Here is a 17738-nt window from a genome sequence, read left to right as displayed (position 1 = left end):
GGGGGGGGGGGGGGGCGCGGCGGGCCGCCGCCCCCCCCCCCCCCCCCCCCGCCCCCCCCCCCCCCCCCCCCCTGGAGGCCCAGGGCTTCAAGACCGCGCTGGACCGCACGGCGCTGGCCGTGCACCAGCGCTTCGCCGGCACCGACGCCCAGCGTCTGGCCAGCCTGACGCGCGCCATCAAGCAGAAGCTGCCCATCGTCATGGCGACGCGCGGCGGCTACGGCCTGGGCCGGCTGCTGCATCTGATCGACTGGAAGGCCATGGCCGATAGCGGCAAGCGCTTCGTCGGCCTGAGCGACTTCACCGCCTTCAACCTGGCCCTGCTGGCCAAGACCGGCGCGGTCAGCTACACCGGCGCGACCGCCGTCGCCGATTTCGGCGGCAAGAAGGTCGACGACCTGACCGAGGCGCTGTTCGGCGAGATCATGCGTGGCGAGCTGGAGATTCTCAGCTTCGAGACCCAGGACGCCGATCCGGTCGATTGCCGCGGCATCCTGTGGGGCGGCAACCTGGCGATGGTGGCATCGCTGCTGGGCACGCCGTACATGCCCAAGGTGCGCGGCGGCATCCTGTTCCTGGAGGACGTGGCCGAGCATCCTTACCGCGTCGAGCGCATGCTGATCCAGCTGTGGCAAGCCGGCATCCTGGACAAGCAGAAGGCCATCGTGCTGGGCCGCTTCAGCGATTACAAGCTGGCGCCGCATGACAATGGCTATGACCTGCACGAAGTCGTCGCCTGGCTGCGCAAGAGGGTCAAGGTGCCGGTGGTCACGGGCCTGCCTTACGGCCACGTCGCCACCAAGGCCACGCTGCCGATCGGACAGAAGGTCGGCCTGGCCACCGAGCCGGGCATGGCGCACCTGGTGATCGACGAGCATATGGGGTAAGCCTACACGCGTGGTCGGGGCTGTCCTGTCCCGATTTTCCGCCGCCCGGGCCCGCGCCGGGCGGTTTGTCGTCCGGGCTTGCTACACTATCGGGTTTTCCCAGGCGCGTCTTCGGCCGCGCCGTTCGGGCAACTTTCATATCCCCGCTCCAAGACACCGTGATCTCAACCGCCAATCTCACCATCCAGTTCGGTCCCAAGCCCCTGTTCGAGAACGTCAGCGTCAAGTTCGGCGAAGGCAACCGCTACGGGCTGATCGGGGCCAACGGGTCCGGCAAGTCGACGTTCATGAAGATCATCGGCGGCGACCTGGAACCCTCGGCGGGCAACGTGTCGCTGGAGCCGGGCGTGCGCCTGGGCAAGCTGCGCCAGGACCAGTTCGCGTTCGAGGACTTCCGGGTGCTGGACGTGGTCATGATGGGCCACACCGAAATGTGGTCGGCCATGTCCGAGCGCGACGCGATCTACGCCAACCCCGAGGCCAGCGAAGACGACTACATGCGCGCCGCCGACCTGGAGGCCAAGTTCGCCGAATACGACGGCTACACCGCCGAGGCGCGCGCCGGCGAGCTGCTGCTGGGCCTGGAAATCGCCGTCGACCTGCACAACCTGCCGATGCGCGAAGTGGCGCCGGGCTGGAAGCTGCGCGTGCTGCTGGCGCAGGCGCTGTTCTCGAATCCCGACGTGCTGCTGCTGGACGAGCCGACCAACAACCTGGACATCAACACGATCCGCTGGCTGGAGAACGTGCTCAACGGCTACCAGAGCACGATGATCATCATCAGCCACGATCGTCACTTCCTGAACCAGGTGTGCACGCACATGGCCGACGTGGACTATGGCGAGATCCGCATCTACCCCGGCAACTACGACGACTACATGCTGGCCTCGACCCAGGCTCGCGAGCGCCTGGTGTCCAACAACGCCAAGGCCAAGGAACGCGTCGCCGAACTGCAGGACTTCGTGCGCCGCTTCGCCGCCAACAAGTCCAAGTCGCGCCAGGCCACCTCGCGCCTGAAGCAGATCGACCGCATCAAGGCCGAGCAGGTCGAGGTCAAGCCCTCGTCGCGCCAGAACCCGTACATCCGCTTCGAGCAGAACAAGGTCATGCACCGCCAGGCGGTCAACGTCGAGCACCTGACCAAGTCCTACGACGCGCCGGTCATCAAGAATTTCTCGGCCATGGTCGAAGCCGGCGAGAAGATCGCCATCATCGGCGCCAACGGCGTCGGCAAGACCACCTTGCTGCGCCTGCTGGCCACGGACCTGGCGCCGGATTCCGGCACGGTGAAATGGTCGGAAAACGCCGACCTGGGCTACATGGCCCAGGACGTGTCCGACCAGTTCCTGCAGACCGACAGCAACCTGCTGGACTGGATGGGCGACCACCGCCAGCCGGGCGACGACGACCAGTCCATCCGCTCTGTGCTGGGCCGCCTGCTGTTCTCGGCCGACGATCTGCCCAAGGCGCCCAAGGTGCTGTCCGGCGGCGAGAAGAACCGCATGACCTTCGGCCGCCTGATGCTGGGCCGGCACAACGTCATGCTGCTGGACGAGCCGACCAACCACCTGGACATGGAATCGATCGAATCGCTGCAGTTCGCGCTGGAGAAATACCAGGGCACGCTGGTGTTCGTGTCGCATGACCGCGAGTTCGTGTCCGGCCTGGCCACGCGCGTGATCGAGATCCTGCCATCCGGCGAAATCGTCGACTACCGTGGCGGCTACGAGGACTACCTGACCTCGCGCGGCATCGAAGCCTGAGCCTGCTGACGGGTCTTGCGCCCGCCGGCTGCAAACGGCGCGCCTGACGGTGCGCCGTTTGCTTTTGCCGGCCGCCATGTCGTTCTGGATCGGCGGCTTTCAGCAAACCGCAATACGCGCCGCGCTATCATCGGCGCGGCCCGGCTCCGCCCAACAGCCACGGCCGCGTTTCTTCCTCCCACGTTTTTTCGCGGACCGCCGGATGTCATTTCAGCGGCCAGCGTCTCGCAGCCATGCCTCCCTCTACCCACACCGCGCCCGATGGCGCGCAATTGAGCGCCTTCGCGCTGACCGTGCGCATTGTCGCCATCGCCTTCTTCACCTTCATCTGCTATCTGGCCATCGGCCTGCCGCTGGCGGTGCTGCCCGGCTATGTGCATGGGCAACTGGGCTACGGCTCGGTGCTGGCCGGGCTGGCGATCAGCGTGCAGTACGCGGCCACGCTGTTGAGCCGTTCGCACGCCGGACGCATGGCGGACACGGTGGGTCCCAAGCAGACCGCCGTCGTCGGCATGGCGGCCTGCGCCGCCAGCGGCGTGTTCCTGTTGCTGGCCTATGCCTTCGAGCGCAGCGCGTGGCTCAGCCTGTCCGCCATCATCGCCAGCCGGTTGGCGCTGGGTTTCGGCGAGAGCTGGGTCGGCACGGGCGCGGCCACCTGGGCCATCGCGCGCGTCGGGCCGCTACACACCGCGCGGGTGATTTCCTGGAACGGCATATGCACCTATGGCGGCCTGGCGCTGGGCGCGCCGCTGGGCGTGTACCTGGAAAGGGAATGGAGCATGGGCGCGCTGGGCGGCGCGGTGCTGCTGCTGGGACTGGCGGGCCTGGGACTGGCGCTGGCGCGAAAGGCGGTGGCCGTGGTCGGCGGACACCGCATGGCGTTCAAGAGCGTGGTGCTGCGCGTGTTTCCGCATGGCATGGCGCTTGGGCTGGGCTCGGTGGGCTTCGGCACGCTGGCGGCCTTCGTGGCGCTGTACTACGCCAGCCGCTCTTGGGAGGGCGCGGCCCACGCGCTAAGCGCCTTCGGCTGCGCGTTCATCGGCGTGCGGCTGTTGTTCGCCGGCACGATCACGCGTTATGGCGGCTTCCGGGTGGCGCAGGTTTCTTTTTTGGTCGAAGCCGCCGGGTTGGCGCTGCTGTGGCTGGCGCCGAGCGCCGGCCTGGCCTTGATGGGCGCCGCGTTGACCGGTTGCGGCTTCGCGCTGGTGTTTCCTGCGATCGGGGTGGAGGCGGTGGCCAGGGTGCCGGCGGGCAGCCGGGGCGCGGCGCTGGGCGCCTACTCGGCCTTCCTGGATCTGGCGCTGGGCGTGACCGGGCCCGTGGCCGGCTATATCTCGGGCGGCTTCGGCTATCCGGCCATCTTCCTGTCGGCGGCGCTGGCGGTGCTGGTGGGTTTCGGAATCGCCACCGGTCTGTATCGGCATGCCGCCCGGCAGGCGCTGGCCGCCAAGGATGTTGGCAATATATAGCTCATGGTTATTAAAAAATTCGATAAAACTTGTTTGGATTCATATAACGAATTGTTAGATTAGGTGCCGTCCCAACGCGCGCCCACGATTCGTTTCCATGAACCTGACCTTCGACCACGTCCACAAGCAATTCGGCGACCTGCCCGTCGTAGAGGGCTTCAGCAGCGAATTCAAGACCGGCGAACTGGTCGCTCTGGTCGGCCCGTCGGGCTGCGGCAAGTCCACGCTGCTTCATCTGGCCGCTGGCCTGGAAGCGCCCACGCAGGGCCAGGTGCTGGCCGACGGCAAGCCGGTGGCCGGTCCGCATCCCAGCCGCACCCTGGTGTTCCAGGAACATGCGCTGTATCCCTGGCTGACCTTGCAGGACAACGTGGCGCTGGCGCTGGAATTCCAGAACATCCCCAAGGCACGCGCGCGGGACGGCGCGCGCGACTGGCTGGCCCGCGTCGGTCTGGGCGGCTTCGAGAAGTACTACCCGCATCAGGTGTCCGGCGGCATGCGTCAGCGCGCCGCGCTGGCGCGCGCCTTCATCGCCCAGCCGCAGACCATGCTGATGGACGAGCCCTTCGGCGCGCTGGACGCGCTGACCCGCCTGAGCCTGCAGGACGTGCTGCGCCAGCTGATCGCGCAGGAACGCCCCACGGTGCTGCTGGTCACGCACGACGTGGACGAGGCGCTGTTCCTGGCCGACCGCATCGTGGTGTTCAGCGCCCGCCCGGCGCGCGTGCTGCGCGAGTTCAACCTGGCGCATCGCGTCAAGAGCCACGACCTGTCCGACCTGGCCGACGAGAAGCGCGAGATCCTGCGGCTGCTGGGCATCTCGGTAGGCGGGGCCAGCGCGCATGCCGACATGGCGCTGGCCGCCTGAGGCGCGCCGTCGCGCAATTCTTCCCATACGCGGTCCATCAAGCGGGGCCGCGCCTGAATCGAAATCCCTGGAGCACTCGATGAAACTCAAGCAATGGCTGTCCCTGCCGCTGGCCGCGGCGCTGCTGGCAGCGGCCCCCGCGATGGCGGCCGAGAAATTCCGCGTCGGCTATCTGCGCGTGATGGATGACGCGCAGGCCATCGTGGCCCAGGAAGGCGGCTACTACAAGAAGGCCGGCCTGGATTCCGAGCTGATCGAATTCAAGTCGGGCACCGACCTGATCAAGGCCATCGTCGGCGGCCAGCTGGACATCGGCGTGCTGGGCTTCACCAACGCGGTGGCCTGGGCCTCCAAGGGCGCGGACCTGAAGGTGGTGGGCGGCGCGCAGCAGGGCTATCACTCGCTGATCGTGCGCGACGATTCCGGCATCAAGGACATCGCCGGCCTGAAGGGCAAGACGCTGGCCTCGCAGGCCGAGGGCAGCACCGCCGATGTGGTGCTCAAGGGCGTGGTCCTGAAAGAGGGCAAGCTGACGCCCGACGACGTCAACGTCATGGGCGTGAGCCCGGCCGTGGCGGTGCAGTCGCTGGTGGGCAAGCGCGTGGACGCGGCCTTCCTGTTCGAACCCTATGACCGCATCGCCCAGCTGGTGGCGCCGGTCAAGCAGATCTACGAAGTGGGCCAGGCCTGGCCGTTCCCCTGCATGGTGGTGATCACCTCCGGCGAGACGCTGGCCAAGCGCAAGGACGATGTCTGGAAGGCGCTGGACGCGCAGAACCAGGCCATCGACCTGCTGCAGAAGCAGCCGGCCCAGGCGTCCAAGCTGATCGCGTCCTACTTCATCGCCGAGCCGACGCTCAAGACCCTGACGCGCGGCGAGCTGCCGCGCGAGACGGTGATCGCCGAGGCCATCAGCACCCAGGTGTTCACGCCCAAGCTGACCGACAAGGACACGCGCCGCATGCAGGAGATCGCCGACATCCTGCAGGCCCAGGGTTCGCTCAAGACGCGCGACGGCAAGCCGTATGACGTGTCCAGCATCGTCGATCTGTCCTGGCAAGAGGCTCGCAAGCTTTGAGCGCTTCCACTCGCGTGACCGGCGCCCGCAAGCATCTGGCGGGCGCCTTGGGCGTCGTATTCATTCTTGCGCTGTGGCAGGCCGCGGCGCTGGCCCTGCCTGACTTCCTGATGCCGGGCGTGCCGGCCGTGCTGACGCGTCTGGTCGAGGACCTGGGCAAGGAATCCTTCCACCAGAGCCTGCTGGGTACGCTGGGCCGTCTTGGCGCCAGCTATGGCCTGGCGCTGGCGGCCGGCATCGGCTTTGGTCTGGTGGCGGCGGTGCTGTTCTTCTTCCGCGAGGTGCTGCGCAGCGCCATCGTCATCCTGCAGTCGATTCCGTCGATCGCCTGGGTGCCGCTGTTCCTGATCGTCATGGGTTTCGGCAGCGCGCCCATCATCGTGGTGGTGGCGTTGTCGGCATTCTTCCCAGCCGCGCTGAGCGTGATGAACGCCACCGAATCGGTGCAGCGCGTGCATGTGTCGGCGGCCCGTGTCATGGGCGCCACGCGCTGGGGGCTGGTCAAGCGGGTCTACCTTCCGGCGGTCATGCCCGAACTCATCACCGGCGCGCAGCTGGCGTTTGGCAATGCGTGGCGGGCGTTGATCTCGGCCGAGATGCTGATCGGCTTCGGCAAGGGCCTGGGCCGCTCGCTGGCGTATTCGGGCGAGATCGCGGACATGACCGGCGTGATGACCAACATCCTGGTCATCGCCGTGCTGGCCGCGCTGATCGACCAGTTCGTGCTCGAGAACCTCAAGCACCGCCTGCTGCGTTACCAGTACGTATAAGGCGCGCATCATGCTGCCTGAACGGATCGGCGTTTTTCTGGCCCTGGCGGCGGCGATCTGCCTGCCGCTGGCCGGCGCCGCGCCGTCCGCGCCGCCCGAGCCCTTTGCTGCGGCGCGTGCGCGCGGCGAGCTGGTCATCGGCTTGCCCTACGTGGCGCCGCCGCCGGTCGCTGGCGCCAAGATCCGCACGCCCGATGGCCTGGACGTGGCGGCTGCCGAGAAGCTGGCCCAGAGCCTGGGCCTGCAGTTCAGCCTGCGCCAGTTGACCGCGGAAGAAGCCGGCCCCGCGCTGGCCTCGGGACAGGTGGATCTGGTGCTGGGCGAGCGCGCGGGCGTCGAGGCCGCCGCCGCCGTTCCCGGCGCGCAACTGGCCTGGCAAGGCACGGGCTATGCCGTCCGTCCCAAGGCCGTCATTCGCAGCGATACGCGCATGCGCAGCGGCGCCGACACGCGCGGCCGCCGCGTGTGCATGGCGCAGGCCGCGACCGCGGCCCAGGCCCAGGCGCGCGCCTGGGGGGCCGAGGTGCGCACCTATCGCGTGCCTTCCGATGCGCTGGTGGCGGTGCGAGAGGGCGATTGCGACGTGGGCCTGATCGACGACGCGCTGTGGGAGCCGCTGATGCGCTTTCCCGAGTGGAAGAAATTCTCGTCGACGCTGGCCGCCGAAGGGACGCGCGCCGAACGGGCGTGGCTGGTGTCCGCCGCAGCGCCGGCCGACCGCGCCTGGCTGGCCGCCGAAATGCGCGCCTGGGACCGCGCCGGCGCCTGGAAGGCGCTGGCCGCCAAGTGGGCGCGCGACGTGGCCTTCGACGTGTACCTGGACCAGGAAGTGCCGGATTGCCACGGCTAGGAGCGTGCCGCGCGGGCCGCTGCACTTACAATGCGCGGCTATGAGCCACACGCTGACCGCGCCCTGCGCGCACCAGGAAGACATCAAGAAAAGCCGCTTCGCCGCCTTTGCCGCACCCGTGTCCACGGTGGATGAGGCGATGCGCTTCTTCGCCGCGAACAGCGATCCCGAGGCCACGCACAACTGCTGGGCCTACAAGATCGGCCAGGAATACCGTTTCAACGATGACGGCGAGCCGGGCGGCACGGCGGGCCGGCCGATCCTGCAGGCGATCGAAGGGCAGGGCATGGACCGGGTGGCGGTGCTGGTGGTGCGCTGGTTCGGCGGCGTGAAGCTGGGCGCGGGCGGGCTGGTGCGCGCTTACGGCGGCTGCGCCGCCAACTGCCTGCGGGCGGGCGAACGGACCGAGATCGTCGATCTGGCCACGGTGGGCTGCCAGTGTGGCTTTGCCGAGCTGCCCTTGCTGAAGTCGCGGCTGGCCGGCGCCGGCGCGGTGATGCTGCATGAAGACTATGGCGCCGATGGCGTTGCGCTGCGCTTCACCGTGCCGCGCGCGGTCGTGGCCGAGCTTGAGGTGACGGCCGCCAATATCACGCGCGGACGGTCCGCCTGGGAAATCCTGTCCTGAAAAAAACAAAGCCCCGTGCAGGGGCTTTGCTTTTTGCGGAAAGGCGCGGCTGGGTCAGGCGTCCTGGCCGTCCTGCGCGGCGGCGATTTCCTGGTGGACCTTTTCCATGTCCACTTCCTTGATCTTGGTGAGCAGTTCCTTGAGCTGGCCGCCCGACAAGGCGCCCGGCTGCGAGAACAGCAGCACTTTTTCGCGGAACACCATCAGGGTGGGGATGGAGCGGATGCCCAGCGCGCCGGCCAGTTCCTGTTCGACGTCGGTGTTCACCTTGGCGAAGGTCACGTCGGGATGCTCGGTGGCGGCCTGCTCGAACACGGGCGCGAAGCCGCGGCAGGGGCCACACCAGGGCGCCCAGAAGTCGACGATCAGCGTGCCGTCCGGCGTGATGGCGTCCTGGAAACTGTCTTTGGTGAGTTCAACGATGCTCATTTTCTGTCCTTGCCGCGCGGGCGGCAGTAGAGGCGATGCGAGGGGCGGGGCTGTGCGGGCCATTTCCGCCCGATCCGGCGATGCACGATCCTGACGCTGAGTAGTCAATATAGTGCCGGGAACGCGGGCATCGCAATGGTGAGGCGTCCTGTCGGGCGCGGGCCGGGGCGCTCAGGCTCCGGTGCGGGTGGATAGTCCGGCGCCGTTTTTCAACGACGCCACGATCTCGAAGGAGCGGAGTCGGTCGCGGATATCGAAGAAGTCCGAGACGATCATGACTTCATCGGCCTCCGTTTCGGCGACCAGCGCCTCGAGCTTGCGCTTGACCGTGTCCGGGCCGCCGACGATGGCCGCGCCCAGTCGTTGTTCGACCGCCGCGCGTTCCCATTCGTTCCATACGCCGTCCATGCTCTCGACCGGCGGCTGCAACTGCAGCCGGTTGCCACGCACTAGGGAAAGGAACTTCAGTTCCTGCGTGGTGGCCTGGAAGCGCGCGGCCTCGTCCGTTTCGGCGGCGATGACGGGCACGCCGATCATCGAATAGGGCTTGGACAGCGTGGCGGACGGCTTGAACAGGTGCCGGTAGAGGCGCATCGCGGCCATGCCCTCGGGCGAGAAATGACCGGCGAAGGAGAACGGCAGGCCCAGCTCGGCGGCCATGCGGGCGCTGAAGTCGCTCGACCCCAGCAGCCAGATGGGAATGTCCAGGCCTTCGCCGGGAATCGCGCGCACCGGCTGTCCCGGACGCGAGGGCGCCAGGAAGCCGCGCAACTCTTCAACCAGCGCGGGGAATTCCAGGCCGCTGCGCGGGCCGCGCCGCAGCGCGTGCTGCGTGGCGCCGTCGCTGCCGGGCGCGCGGCCCAGGCCCAGGTCGATGCGGCCGGGATACAGGGTTTCCAGCGTGCCGAACTGCTCGGCGATGATCAGCGGCGCGTGATTGGGCAGCATCACGCCGCCCGAGCCCACGCGCAGCGTCTTGGTGTGCGCGGCCACGTGGCCGATCAGCACCGCCGTGGCGCTGCTGGCCACGCCGTTGATGTTGTGGTGTTCCGCCAGCCAGAAGCGGTTGTAGCCCAATCGTTCGGCCTGCTGCGCGACCGCGACGGTGTTGCGGAAGGCGTCGGCCGCGTCGCGGCCCTGGACGATGGGAGCCAGGTCCAGGATCGAAAAGGGAATGCGGGCCAGCGCGCTCATCGGGCGATCCTACAGTCCGTGGGCGAGGACGGACGGGCGATGACGATCTCGCCTGTTGCGTTACAGGCGCCGGGGCGGGCGGGGTGGCGTTCAAGGTGCAAGGCGGACTCCATGTGCTGGGATACTTGGGGAGTGTATCGACGAATTCAAGCCCGGCAGGCAGCAACCTTGTCGGCCTGCGGGTTGATCGCTTTTGCCAATCGGCGCGATTGACGCAGTCCATGCCCCGGAAACGACGCCGCCAGCGCATGTGCGCTGGCGGCGGGAACCCTCAGGTCGAAGCCGTCCGTGGCGGACGGCGCGGCCTTTATTCCGATGGGAAAAAGGCGTAGCGGATCACGAACAGCAGCGCGACCAGCCAGGTGGCCGGATGCACGTCGCGGACCTTGCCGGTGGCGGTCTTGAGCACCACGTAGCTGATGAAGCCGAAGGCGATGCCGTTGGCGATGGAGTACGTGAAGGGCATGATCAGCGCGGTCAGCGCGGCCGGGGTTGCTTCGCAGACGTCGTTCCAGTCGATGTCGATCAGCTCGCGCATCATCAGGCCAGCCACGTAGAGCAGGGCGGGCGCGGTGGCGTAGGCCGGCACGGCGCCGGCCAGCGGCGAGATGAACAGCGCGGCCAGGAACAGCACGGCCACCACCAGCGCGGTCAGGCCGGTGCGGCCGCCGGCCTGCACGCCCGAGGCGCTTTCCACATAGGCGGTGGTGCTGCTGGTGCCCAGCATCGAGCCGGCGACGATGGCCGAGCTGTCGGCGAACAGCGCGCGGCCCAGGCGGTTGGGGCGGTCTTCCGGCACCAGGCCGGCGCGCTTGGCCACGCCCACCAGCGTGCCGGTGGCGTCGAACACCTCGACCAGCACGAACACCAGGATCACGTGCACGAAGCCCGAATGCAGCGCGCCCAGGATGTCCAGCTTGAACAGCGTGGGCGCCAGGCTCGGCGGCGCCGAGAACACGCCCTTGAATTCGTTGTAGCCCAGCGCCATGGACAGCAGCGTCACGACCAGGATGCCGATCAGGATGGCGCCGCGCACGCGCAGCGCGTCCAGCGACGCGATGATGAAGAAGCCCAGGATGGCGAACAGCGGGCCGGGGCTGGTGAGGTTGCCCAGCGTGACCTTGGTCGCCGGATGGGCGGCCACGATGCCGGCGCTGCTGAGCGCGATGATGGCCAGGAACAGTCCGATGCCGGCGGCGATGGCGCTGCGCAGCGAATGCGGGATGCCCTTGATCAGCCAGACGCGGATGCCCGAGAAGGTCAGGAACAGGAAGATCACGCCCGAGATGAACACGGCGCCCAGCGCCTGCTCCCAGGTGTAGCCCATGGTCTTGACCACGGTGAAGGCGAAGAACGCGTTCAGGCCCATGCCCGGCGCCATGCCGATCGGCCAGTTGGCGATCAGCGCCATCACCAGCGAACCCAGCGCCGCGGCCAGGCAGGTGGCGACGAAGACCGCGCTGCGGTCCATGCCGGTGGAGGACAGGATGTCCGGGTTGACGAAAATGATGTATGACATCGTCAGGAACGTCGTCAGGCCGGCGATGAGTTCGGTCTTGACGGTGGTTCCATGTTCACGCAGCTTGAATAGCTTCTCCAGCATACGGGTCCCCAGTGAGTGTGTGAGTGCGCGGATTGGGCGGGCGAGGGCGGTGGACGCCTCGCCGCGTTCTTGTAAACGGGCGTATTTTCGCATCAGTTGTAAACTCTGCCGCCATGATTATTCTCGGCTTTGAAAGCTCCTGCGATGAAACCGGCGTCGCGGCCGTCTGCACTGAACGCGGATTGCTGGCGCACGCCCTGCACACCCAGATCGCCATGCACCAGGAATACGGGGGCGTGGTGCCTGAGCTGGCCTCGCGCGACCATATCCGGCGCGTGACGCCGCTGACCCGCCAGGTGCTCGAGGAAGCCGGCATCGGCATGGCCGACGTCGGCGCGGTGGCCTACACGGCCGGCCCTGGCCTGGCCGGGGCGCTGCTGGTGGGCGCCAGCGTGGCGCAGGCGCTGGCCTGGTCGCGCCGCCTGCCGGCCATAGGCATCCACCACCTGGAAGGCCATCTGCTGTCGCCCATGCTGGCCGACCCCCGGCCAGAATTCCCCTTCGTGGCCTTGCTGGTGTCCGGCGGCCATACCCAGCTGATGCGAGTCGACGGCGTGGGCCGTTACGAATTGCTGGGCGAGACGCTGGACGACGCGGCCGGCGAGGCCTTCGACAAGTCGGCCAAGTTGATGGGCCTGGGCTATCCGGGCGGTCCGGCGCTATCGAAACTGGCCGGCAGCGGCGACGCGACGCGCTTCGAGCTGCCGCGTCCCATGCTGCACAGCGGCGACCTGGATTTCAGCTTCAGCGGCCTGAAGACGGCCGTGCTGACGCGGGTGAAGGCAGCCGAGCAGGCCGGCGGGCTGGACGAGCAGACGCGCGCCGATCTGGCGGCGGCCACCCAGGCCGCGATCGTCGAGGTCTTGGCCGCCAAGTCCATCCGCGCGCTCAAGCAGACCGGCCTGCGCCGGCTGGTGGTGGCCGGCGGCGTGGGCGCCAATCAGCTGCTGCGCGCCAAGCTGGACGCGGCGCTCAAGCCGCTGAAGGCGCGGGCCTATTTCCCGCCGCTGCACCTGTGCACCGACAACGGCGCGATGATCGCCTTCGCGGCGGCGGAACGCGTCAAGGCGGGGCTGGCGGTGCTGGATCCGGACGCGCACAGCTTCACCGTGAAGCCGCGCTGGGACCTAGCGGAGATCGCCGGCTGAGGGGGAAGCCCCCCCCAAGCCGTCTTACTTCTTGGACTTGCCGCCGCCGATGCGGCTTTCGGTGCCCTGGATCAGGCGCGTGATGTTGGCGCGGTGGCGATAGAACAGCAGCACGCCGATGATGGCCAGCGCGATGCCCATCGGCGGCTGCGCGTACCAGGCCAGACCCGAGCCGAACACGTAGTAGACCGGGGCGAAGAAGGCCGCCACCAGGGCCGCCAGCGACGAATAGCGGAAGAACACCGCGATGATCAGCCAGGTGGCCGCGGTGGCCACGGCCAGCCAGGGCTGGATCGCCACCAGCACGCCCAGCGCGGTGGCGACGCCCTTGCCGCCCTTGAAGCCCAGGAAAATCGGGTACAGATGACCCAGGAAGGCGGCGACGACCACGCAGGCCAGCGCCACCGGCGTGATGCCGGGAGCCAGTTGCTCGGCCAGCCAGACGGCGAACCAGCCCTTGGCGGCGTCGCCCAGCAGGGTCAGGGCGGCGGCGGTCTTGTTGCCGGTGCGCAGCACGTTGGTCGCGCCAGGGTTTCCGGAGCCGTAGCTGCGGGGGTCCTGCAGGCCCATCAGCTTGCTGACCACCACCGCGAAAGGCACCGAGCCGATCAGGTAGGCCAGCAGGACGAGGGCGGCGGTGAACGCCAGGGAAGGTCCGGTAAGCGCCATGAATGAGGAATCCGTGGTTGGGGCCGGTCTGGGCCGGCGTTGTCGTAGTGGCTGCGGATTCTACCGCGACGGGGGCCGGATCTGGTTGAGGGTTATCGCAAGGGCATGGCAAACCGGGGTCGGCTTCGGACGGTACAATCGGCTCCGTCCACCCGTGTTTTACTTTCTTTCGGATGCACAATGCGAATTCTGGTTTCGAACGATGATGGTTATTCGGCCCCCGGGCTGGAGGCGCTGGTCAAGGCGCTGCAGGGACTGGGCGAACTGACCGTCGTCGCGCCCGAAACCAACCACAGCGGCGCGTCGAATTCCCTGACGCTCAACCGGCCCCTGTCGGTGCGCACGGCCTCGAACGGCTTCATCGCCGTCAACGGCACGCCGTCCGACTGCGTGCACGTGGCGCTGACCGGACTGATGGACGCGCGGCCCGACCTGGTCGTCTCGGGCATCAACAATGGCGCCAACATGGGCGACGACACCCTCTATTCGGGCACCGTGGCCGCCGCCAGCGAAGGCTATCTGTTCGGCATCCCCGCGATCGCCTTCTCGCTCGCCGAGAAGGGCTGGGAGCACATCGAATCGGCGGCCCGCGCCGCGCGCCAGGTGGTCGAACGCCATCTGGTGCAGCCGCTGGCGCCGCCGGTGCTGCTCAACGTCAATATCCCCAACCGCCGTTTCGAGGATCTGCATGGCTTCCAGGTGACCCGCCTGGGCAAGCGCCATCCGTCCCAACCCGTGGAGCGCACCACCACGCCCTATGGCGACACGGTCTACTGGATCGGTCCGGTCGGCTCGGCGGCCGACGCGGCGCCGGGCACGGATTTCCATGCCGTGGAGCAGGGCCTGGTCTCGGTCACGCCGCTGCGGCTGGACCTGACGCAGCACAGCCAGCTGGACGAGATCCGCGGTTGGGCGGAGCCGCTATGCGCAAGCGCGTAAGCCAGCCCGACGTGTCCCAGCCGGTGCCGGGCAGGCCGCGTCCGCTCGGCTACGGCTCCGGACTGGCGCCGGGCGTCACGCCCGCCAACAGCAACACGCGCATCTCCGCCGCCGCGCTGCCGCGCCAGCCACAGGCGCCCGTGCCGTCGTCCGGCGGCAACCTGGGCCTGAACTCGGACCGCCTGCGCCAGGCCATGGTGCAGCGCCTGCGCGCGCAGGGCATCAGCGACGAGCGCGTGCTCAACGCCATGGCCGCCGTGCCCCGCCATCTGTTCGTGGACGAGGCCCTGGCGAGCCGCGCCTACGAGGAATCGGCGCTGCCCATCGGCCATTCACAGACCATTTCCCAGCCCTGGGTGGTGGCGCGCATGATCTCGGCGGTCTGCGAGGACCGCGCCCCGACCCGAGTGCTCGAAGTGGGGGCCGGCTGCGGCTATCAGGCCGCGGTGCTGGCCCAGATCGTGCGCGAGGTTCACAGCATCGAACGCATCCGCGGTTTGTACGAATTGGCGCGCAATCACCTGCGCGCGCTGCGCCTGACGACCCGCATCCGCCTGATCTATGGAGACGGCACCGTGGGCCTGCCCGGCGTGTCGCCGTTCGATGCTATTGTTGTGGCTGCCGCTGGCTTGGCCATCCCGCAGGCGTTGCTGCAGCAGCTCGCGCCGGGAGGACGGCTGATCGCCCCCGAGGGCAGCACCAGCCAGCGCCTCGTGCTGATCGAACGCACGGGCGCCGCCAGCTGGAAACGCACAGAATTAGAGGCCGTGCGCTTTGTGCCGCTACGCGCCGGAATACAATCTTGAGCAAACAGGAGAAACGTATGCTCAACGGGCAGTTGCAACTGACCGATACCGCTTTTGGCGCGCCCATGCCGCGCCTGCGCCGTCCGCTTTATCTCGCGGGCGCCATCAGCCTGGTCGTCCTGGCCGGTTGCGCTTCCAAGGGCCAGCGCGCCCCCGTGGTCGACATGGCCGGCGGGCAGCAGACCACCGCGACGGCCCAGCCTGGCGGCAGCTACGTCGTCAAGCCGGGCGACACGCTCTACAAGATCGCGCGTTCGAACAACGTCGACGTCGAGAACGTCAAGCGCTGGAACAATCTCAGCGATCCCAACCAGATTTCGGTGGGCCAGGTGCTCAAGCTGTCCGGTGGCGGCGCCGCGGCCGGCGGCGCGACGCAGGTCACGCCGGTGGCCTCGGCCAAGTCGTCCTCGACGCAGCCGCGCCCGCTTGATCAGCCGTCCGACAGCGGCGCCGCGACCTCGACGCCATCGACCGCCACGCCCGCCCCGGCGCCCACGCCGGCCGAAAAACCGGCGCGCGCGGCCGATGCCGGCGTCATCAACTGGGGCTGGCCGGCCACCGGCCAGATCACCCAGGGCTTCAACAACAACACCAAGGGCATCGACATCGCCGGCAACCTGGGCGACCCCGTCATCGCGGCGGCCGACGGCAAGGTCATGTACAGCGGCAACGGCGTGCGCGGCCTGGGCAACCTGATCATCGTCAACCACCAGAACGGCTTCATCACGGCCTACGCGCACAACCGCGCGCTGCTGGTCAAGACCGGCCAGGACGTCAAGCGCGGCGCCAAGATCGCTGAAATCGGCCAGAGCGACGCGACCTCGCCGCGCCTGCACTTCGAGATCCGCCGCCAGGGCACGCCCGTAGACCCGATGCAATACCTGCCCGCGCGATGACGCCGACGCTGGTATTCGACCTGGAGACCATCCCCGACGCCGACGGGCTGCGCAAGCTCAACGGCTGGGGCGAGGACGTGCCGGACGCCGAAGTGGTCGAGCGCGCGCTGACGGCGCGCCGCGAGGCCGTCGGCCATGACTTCCTGCCGCTGCACCTGCATAAGGTTGCGGTGGTGGGCTGCGTGTTCCGTGACGACCAGGGCTTTCGCGTCAAGACGCTGGGCCAGCCCGACGATCCCGAGGCCGCGCTGCTGGCGGGCTTCTTCAAGACCATCGAGCGCTATACGCCCAAGCTGGTCAGCTGGAACGGCTCGGGCTTCGACCTGCCGGTGCTGCACTACCGCAGCCTGATCCTGGGCGTGCCCGCGCCGCGCTACTGGGACATGGGCGAGGAAGACCGCGAGTTCAAGTTCAACAACTACATCTCGCGCTACCACAGCCGCCACACCGACCTGATGGACCTGCTGGCCAAGTACAACGGCCGCGCCAACGCGCCGCTGGACGAACTGGCCAAGCTCTGCGGCTTTCCCGGCAAGCTGGGCATGGACGGCAGCAAGGTCTGGGAAGCCTGGAGCCAGGGCCGCGCCGACGAGGTGCGGGCCTATTGCGAGACCGACGTGGTCAACACCTGGCTGGTGTACACGCGCTTTCGCTTCCTGCGCGGCGAACTCGATCCCGTCTCCTACGAGGCCGAGATCGCCCTGGTGCGCGACACGCTGTCCGCCAGCGACGCTCCGCACTGGAAGGAATACCTGGACGCCTGGAAAGGGTAGGCCCACCCCCGAAGCGCTGCGCGCTTCCCCCTCCAGGGGGCGCCGCTACGGACCGGCAAAGCCGGATCCGTGCGGCCTCTATCGGGGATGATCGGCATATGGGGGCGTTCCACGTGCTTCTTGAGGCGGTTGGGATGTCGAAATCCGGGACGCAATTGACTGAAACAAGCAGGGGCGTAGGCGAAACCTGACTGAAACCGGGCCGCTCGCACAATGGTCTCGCTTTCTTCAATTTCAGGAGACCTCGATGTCCCGCTACGCTCTACGTTCGAATCTGGCCGCTCTAGCCATTGCCGTTGCCGGCGCGATGGGGGCGGGCGCCGTGTCTGCCGCGCCGCCGGTCGATGGCGGCGCGCCGGACGCCATGCATGAAGGCCGCCACGACGGCTTCCACAAAGGCATGCATGACGGCGTCTATTTCCCCGGCCTGGGACCCGTGTCCAAGAAGCAGCTCGAACAGCTGAAACTGGACGACAAGCAGCAGGCGCTGGTCAAGACGGCCCAGGACAGCCAGCGCGGTCTGCGCGACGCCATGCGCGCCGCCGGCGCCAAGCGCCATGACCTGCTCAAGGCGCAGCTGGACAGCGGCAAGCTCGACCCGCGCGCGCTGATCTCGCAGTCCGAGCAGAACCGCGGCCAGTTCGACACCCAGATGAAGCAGGCCCGCGATCAGTGGCTGGCTGTCTGGGACAGCCTGAATGACGCCCAGCGCAGCCAGGTCGCGTCCATGCTCAAGGAACGCCAGGCGCGCATGGAACAACGCCACGCCCGCATGCAGGAACGCCACGGCAAGGGCGCTCCCGCGCCCACGGCCGCGCCTGCGCCAGCGACGGCTCCAGCCGCCAACTAAGCGGCGCTTCAGGCGCCTGCGGCGTAGCCGCGACCCGCGCTCCACACCAGGCCCGCCCGGGCCCCCCCCCCCCCCCCGCCCGGGGGCGCCCCGGTTAACGCCCCGCCCCCCCCCCCCC

The 17738-nt window shown here is 68.3% G+C and carries 18 protein-coding genes; 14 read left to right on the top strand and 4 right to left on the bottom strand.

The window, feature by feature from the left end; genetic code table 11:
- From ACEU5R_RS29980 to ACEU5R_RS29945, 8 genes are all read left to right on the top strand, one after another.
- On the top strand, positions 1–887 hold an 887-nt coding region (locus tag ACEU5R_RS29980; RefSeq protein ID WP_392413435.1), incomplete at its 5' end, for an LD-carboxypeptidase.
- A gap of 158 nt (positions 888–1045) precedes the next feature.
- Positions 1046–2650 (top strand): ABC-F family ATPase, encoded by a 1605-nt coding sequence (locus ACEU5R_RS29975; protein ID WP_103274604.1) that lies wholly within the window; start codon positions 1046–1048, stop codon positions 2648–2650.
- Positions 2651–2883: 233 nt separating this feature from the next.
- Complete coding sequence (locus ACEU5R_RS29970) at positions 2884–4119, top strand: MFS transporter (protein WP_392413433.1); 1236 nt, start codon at positions 2884–2886, stop codon at positions 4117–4119.
- A 97-nt stretch (positions 4120–4216) separates the two neighbouring features.
- Entirely contained in the window at positions 4217–4987 is a 771-nt protein-coding gene (locus tag ACEU5R_RS29965) for an ABC transporter ATP-binding protein (RefSeq protein ID WP_103274602.1), read from the top strand.
- A gap of 79 nt (positions 4988–5066) precedes the next feature.
- A complete protein-coding gene (locus ACEU5R_RS29960) occupies positions 5067–6065 on the top strand; it encodes an ABC transporter substrate-binding protein (protein ID WP_212316966.1) in 999 nt (332 codons plus the stop codon).
- Positions 6062–6835 (top strand): ABC transporter permease, encoded by a 774-nt coding sequence (locus ACEU5R_RS29955; RefSeq protein WP_392413431.1) that lies wholly within the window; start codon positions 6062–6064, stop codon positions 6833–6835. The genes ACEU5R_RS29960 and ACEU5R_RS29955 overlap by 4 nt, the downstream gene beginning before the upstream one ends.
- Positions 6836–6845: 10 nt before the next feature.
- The gene (locus tag ACEU5R_RS29950) at positions 6846–7685 is read left to right on the top strand and encodes a transporter substrate-binding domain-containing protein (RefSeq protein ID WP_392413430.1); all 840 of its coding nucleotides are present in this window, start codon (positions 6846–6848) and stop codon (positions 7683–7685) included.
- Positions 7686–7725: 40 nt separating this feature from the next.
- Positions 7726–8313, top strand: a complete 588-nt coding sequence (locus ACEU5R_RS29945) for a YigZ family protein (protein WP_103274598.1) — start codon at positions 7726–7728, stop codon at positions 8311–8313.
- A gap of 54 nt (positions 8314–8367) precedes the next feature.
- Here the strand turns inward: ACEU5R_RS29945 and ACEU5R_RS29940 are convergent, their stop codons facing one another.
- The 3 genes from ACEU5R_RS29940 to ACEU5R_RS29930 all read right to left on the bottom strand — a co-directional run bounded on the left by ACEU5R_RS29940 (position 8368) and on the right by ACEU5R_RS29930 (position 11539).
- On the bottom strand, positions 8368–8742 hold the full coding sequence (locus tag ACEU5R_RS29940) for a co-chaperone YbbN (protein ID WP_103274597.1): 375 nt from the start codon (positions 8740–8742) through the stop codon (positions 8368–8370).
- A 171-nt stretch (positions 8743–8913) separates the two neighbouring features.
- Entirely contained in the window at positions 8914–9936 is a 1023-nt protein-coding gene (locus ACEU5R_RS29935) for an LLM class flavin-dependent oxidoreductase (RefSeq protein WP_103274596.1), read from the bottom strand.
- Between the two features lie 307 nt (positions 9937–10243).
- Complete coding sequence (locus tag ACEU5R_RS29930; protein WP_212316984.1) at positions 10244–11539, bottom strand: NCS2 family permease; 1296 nt, start codon at positions 11537–11539, stop codon at positions 10244–10246.
- 113 nt (positions 11540–11652) lie between these two features.
- On the opposite strand from ACEU5R_RS29930, the gene tsaD reads away from it, so the two are divergent.
- Complete coding sequence (gene tsaD / locus ACEU5R_RS29925) at positions 11653–12687, top strand: tRNA (adenosine(37)-N6)-threonylcarbamoyltransferase complex transferase subunit TsaD (RefSeq protein WP_103274594.1); 1035 nt, start codon at positions 11653–11655, stop codon at positions 12685–12687.
- Between the two features lie 24 nt (positions 12688–12711).
- On the opposite strand, the gene plsY is transcribed toward tsaD, so the two are convergent.
- Positions 12712–13356: a glycerol-3-phosphate 1-O-acyltransferase PlsY gene (gene plsY / locus ACEU5R_RS29920; RefSeq protein ID WP_392413427.1), complete on the bottom strand. Its 645-nt coding sequence runs from the start codon at positions 13354–13356 to the stop codon at positions 12712–12714.
- Positions 13357–13536: 180 nt separating this feature from the next.
- Here plsY and surE point away from each other — a divergent pair, with 180 nt between their 5' ends.
- From surE to ACEU5R_RS29895, 5 genes are all read left to right on the top strand, one after another.
- Complete coding sequence (gene surE / locus ACEU5R_RS29915; protein WP_392413425.1) at positions 13537–14295, top strand: 5'/3'-nucleotidase SurE; 759 nt, start codon at positions 13537–13539, stop codon at positions 14293–14295.
- Positions 14280–15101 carry a protein-L-isoaspartate(D-aspartate) O-methyltransferase gene (locus tag ACEU5R_RS29910; protein ID WP_199770865.1) on the top strand — a complete coding sequence of 274 codons (822 nt, stop codon included), beginning with the start codon at positions 14280–14282 and terminating at the stop codon, positions 15099–15101. Before surE ends, ACEU5R_RS29910 begins: the two co-directional genes overlap by 16 nt.
- Positions 15102–15118: 17 nt before the next feature.
- Positions 15119–15997: a peptidoglycan DD-metalloendopeptidase family protein gene (locus ACEU5R_RS29905; protein ID WP_392413423.1), complete on the top strand. Its 879-nt coding sequence runs from the start codon at positions 15119–15121 to the stop codon at positions 15995–15997.
- Complete coding sequence (locus ACEU5R_RS29900) at positions 15994–16770, top strand: 3'-5' exonuclease (RefSeq protein ID WP_103274590.1); 777 nt, start codon at positions 15994–15996, stop codon at positions 16768–16770. Before ACEU5R_RS29905 ends, ACEU5R_RS29900 begins: the two co-directional genes overlap by 4 nt.
- A 247-nt stretch (positions 16771–17017) precedes the next feature.
- Positions 17018–17620 carry a hypothetical protein gene (locus tag ACEU5R_RS29895; RefSeq protein ID WP_103274589.1) on the top strand — a complete coding sequence of 201 codons (603 nt, stop codon included), beginning with the start codon at positions 17018–17020 and terminating at the stop codon, positions 17618–17620.
- Positions 17621–17738: the final 118 nt, after the last annotated feature.

Source organism: Achromobacter sp. 413638 (genome assembly GCF_043119405.1).
Classification (GTDB): Bacteria; Pseudomonadota; Gammaproteobacteria; order Burkholderiales; family Burkholderiaceae_B; genus Achromobacter.
The sequence above is the reverse complement of the archived record's forward strand: the minus strand, read 5'-3'. Positions and strand labels throughout refer to the sequence as shown.

Bases quoted from the DNA above. Each gene is read 5' to 3' on its own strand.
- ACEU5R_RS29970 (WP_392413433.1), top strand. From the start codon at position 2,884: ATGCCTCCCTCTACCCACACCGCGCCCGATGGCGCGCAATTGAGCGCC.
- ACEU5R_RS29965 (WP_103274602.1), top strand. From the start codon at position 4,217: ATGAACCTGACCTTCGACCACGTCCACAAGCAATTCGGCGACCTGCCC.
- ACEU5R_RS29960 (WP_212316966.1), top strand. From the start codon at position 5,067: ATGAAACTCAAGCAATGGCTGTCCCTGCCGCTGGCCGCGGCGCTGCTG.
- ACEU5R_RS29950 (WP_392413430.1), top strand. From the start codon at position 6,846: ATGCTGCCTGAACGGATCGGCGTTTTTCTGGCCCTGGCGGCGGCGATC.
- ACEU5R_RS29945 (WP_103274598.1), top strand. From the start codon at position 7,726: ATGAGCCACACGCTGACCGCGCCCTGCGCGCACCAGGAAGACATCAAG.
- ACEU5R_RS29940 (WP_103274597.1), bottom strand. From the start codon at position 8,742: ATGAGCATCGTTGAACTCACCAAAGACAGTTTCCAGGACGCCATCACG.
- ACEU5R_RS29935 (WP_103274596.1), bottom strand. From the start codon at position 9,936: ATGAGCGCGCTGGCCCGCATTCCCTTTTCGATCCTGGACCTGGCTCCC.
- ACEU5R_RS29930 (WP_212316984.1), bottom strand. From the start codon at position 11,539: ATGCTGGAGAAGCTATTCAAGCTGCGTGAACATGGAACCACCGTCAAG.
- tsaD (WP_103274594.1), top strand. From the start codon at position 11,653: ATGATTATTCTCGGCTTTGAAAGCTCCTGCGATGAAACCGGCGTCGCG.
- plsY (WP_392413427.1), bottom strand. From the start codon at position 13,356: ATGGCGCTTACCGGACCTTCCCTGGCGTTCACCGCCGCCCTCGTCCTG.
- surE (WP_392413425.1), top strand. From the start codon at position 13,537: ATGCGAATTCTGGTTTCGAACGATGATGGTTATTCGGCCCCCGGGCTG.
- ACEU5R_RS29910 (WP_199770865.1), top strand. From the start codon at position 14,280: ATGCGCAAGCGCGTAAGCCAGCCCGACGTGTCCCAGCCGGTGCCGGGC.
- ACEU5R_RS29905 (WP_392413423.1), top strand. From the start codon at position 15,119: ATGCTCAACGGGCAGTTGCAACTGACCGATACCGCTTTTGGCGCGCCC.
- ACEU5R_RS29900 (WP_103274590.1), top strand. From the start codon at position 15,994: ATGACGCCGACGCTGGTATTCGACCTGGAGACCATCCCCGACGCCGAC.
- ACEU5R_RS29895 (WP_103274589.1), top strand. From the start codon at position 17,018: ATGTCCCGCTACGCTCTACGTTCGAATCTGGCCGCTCTAGCCATTGCC.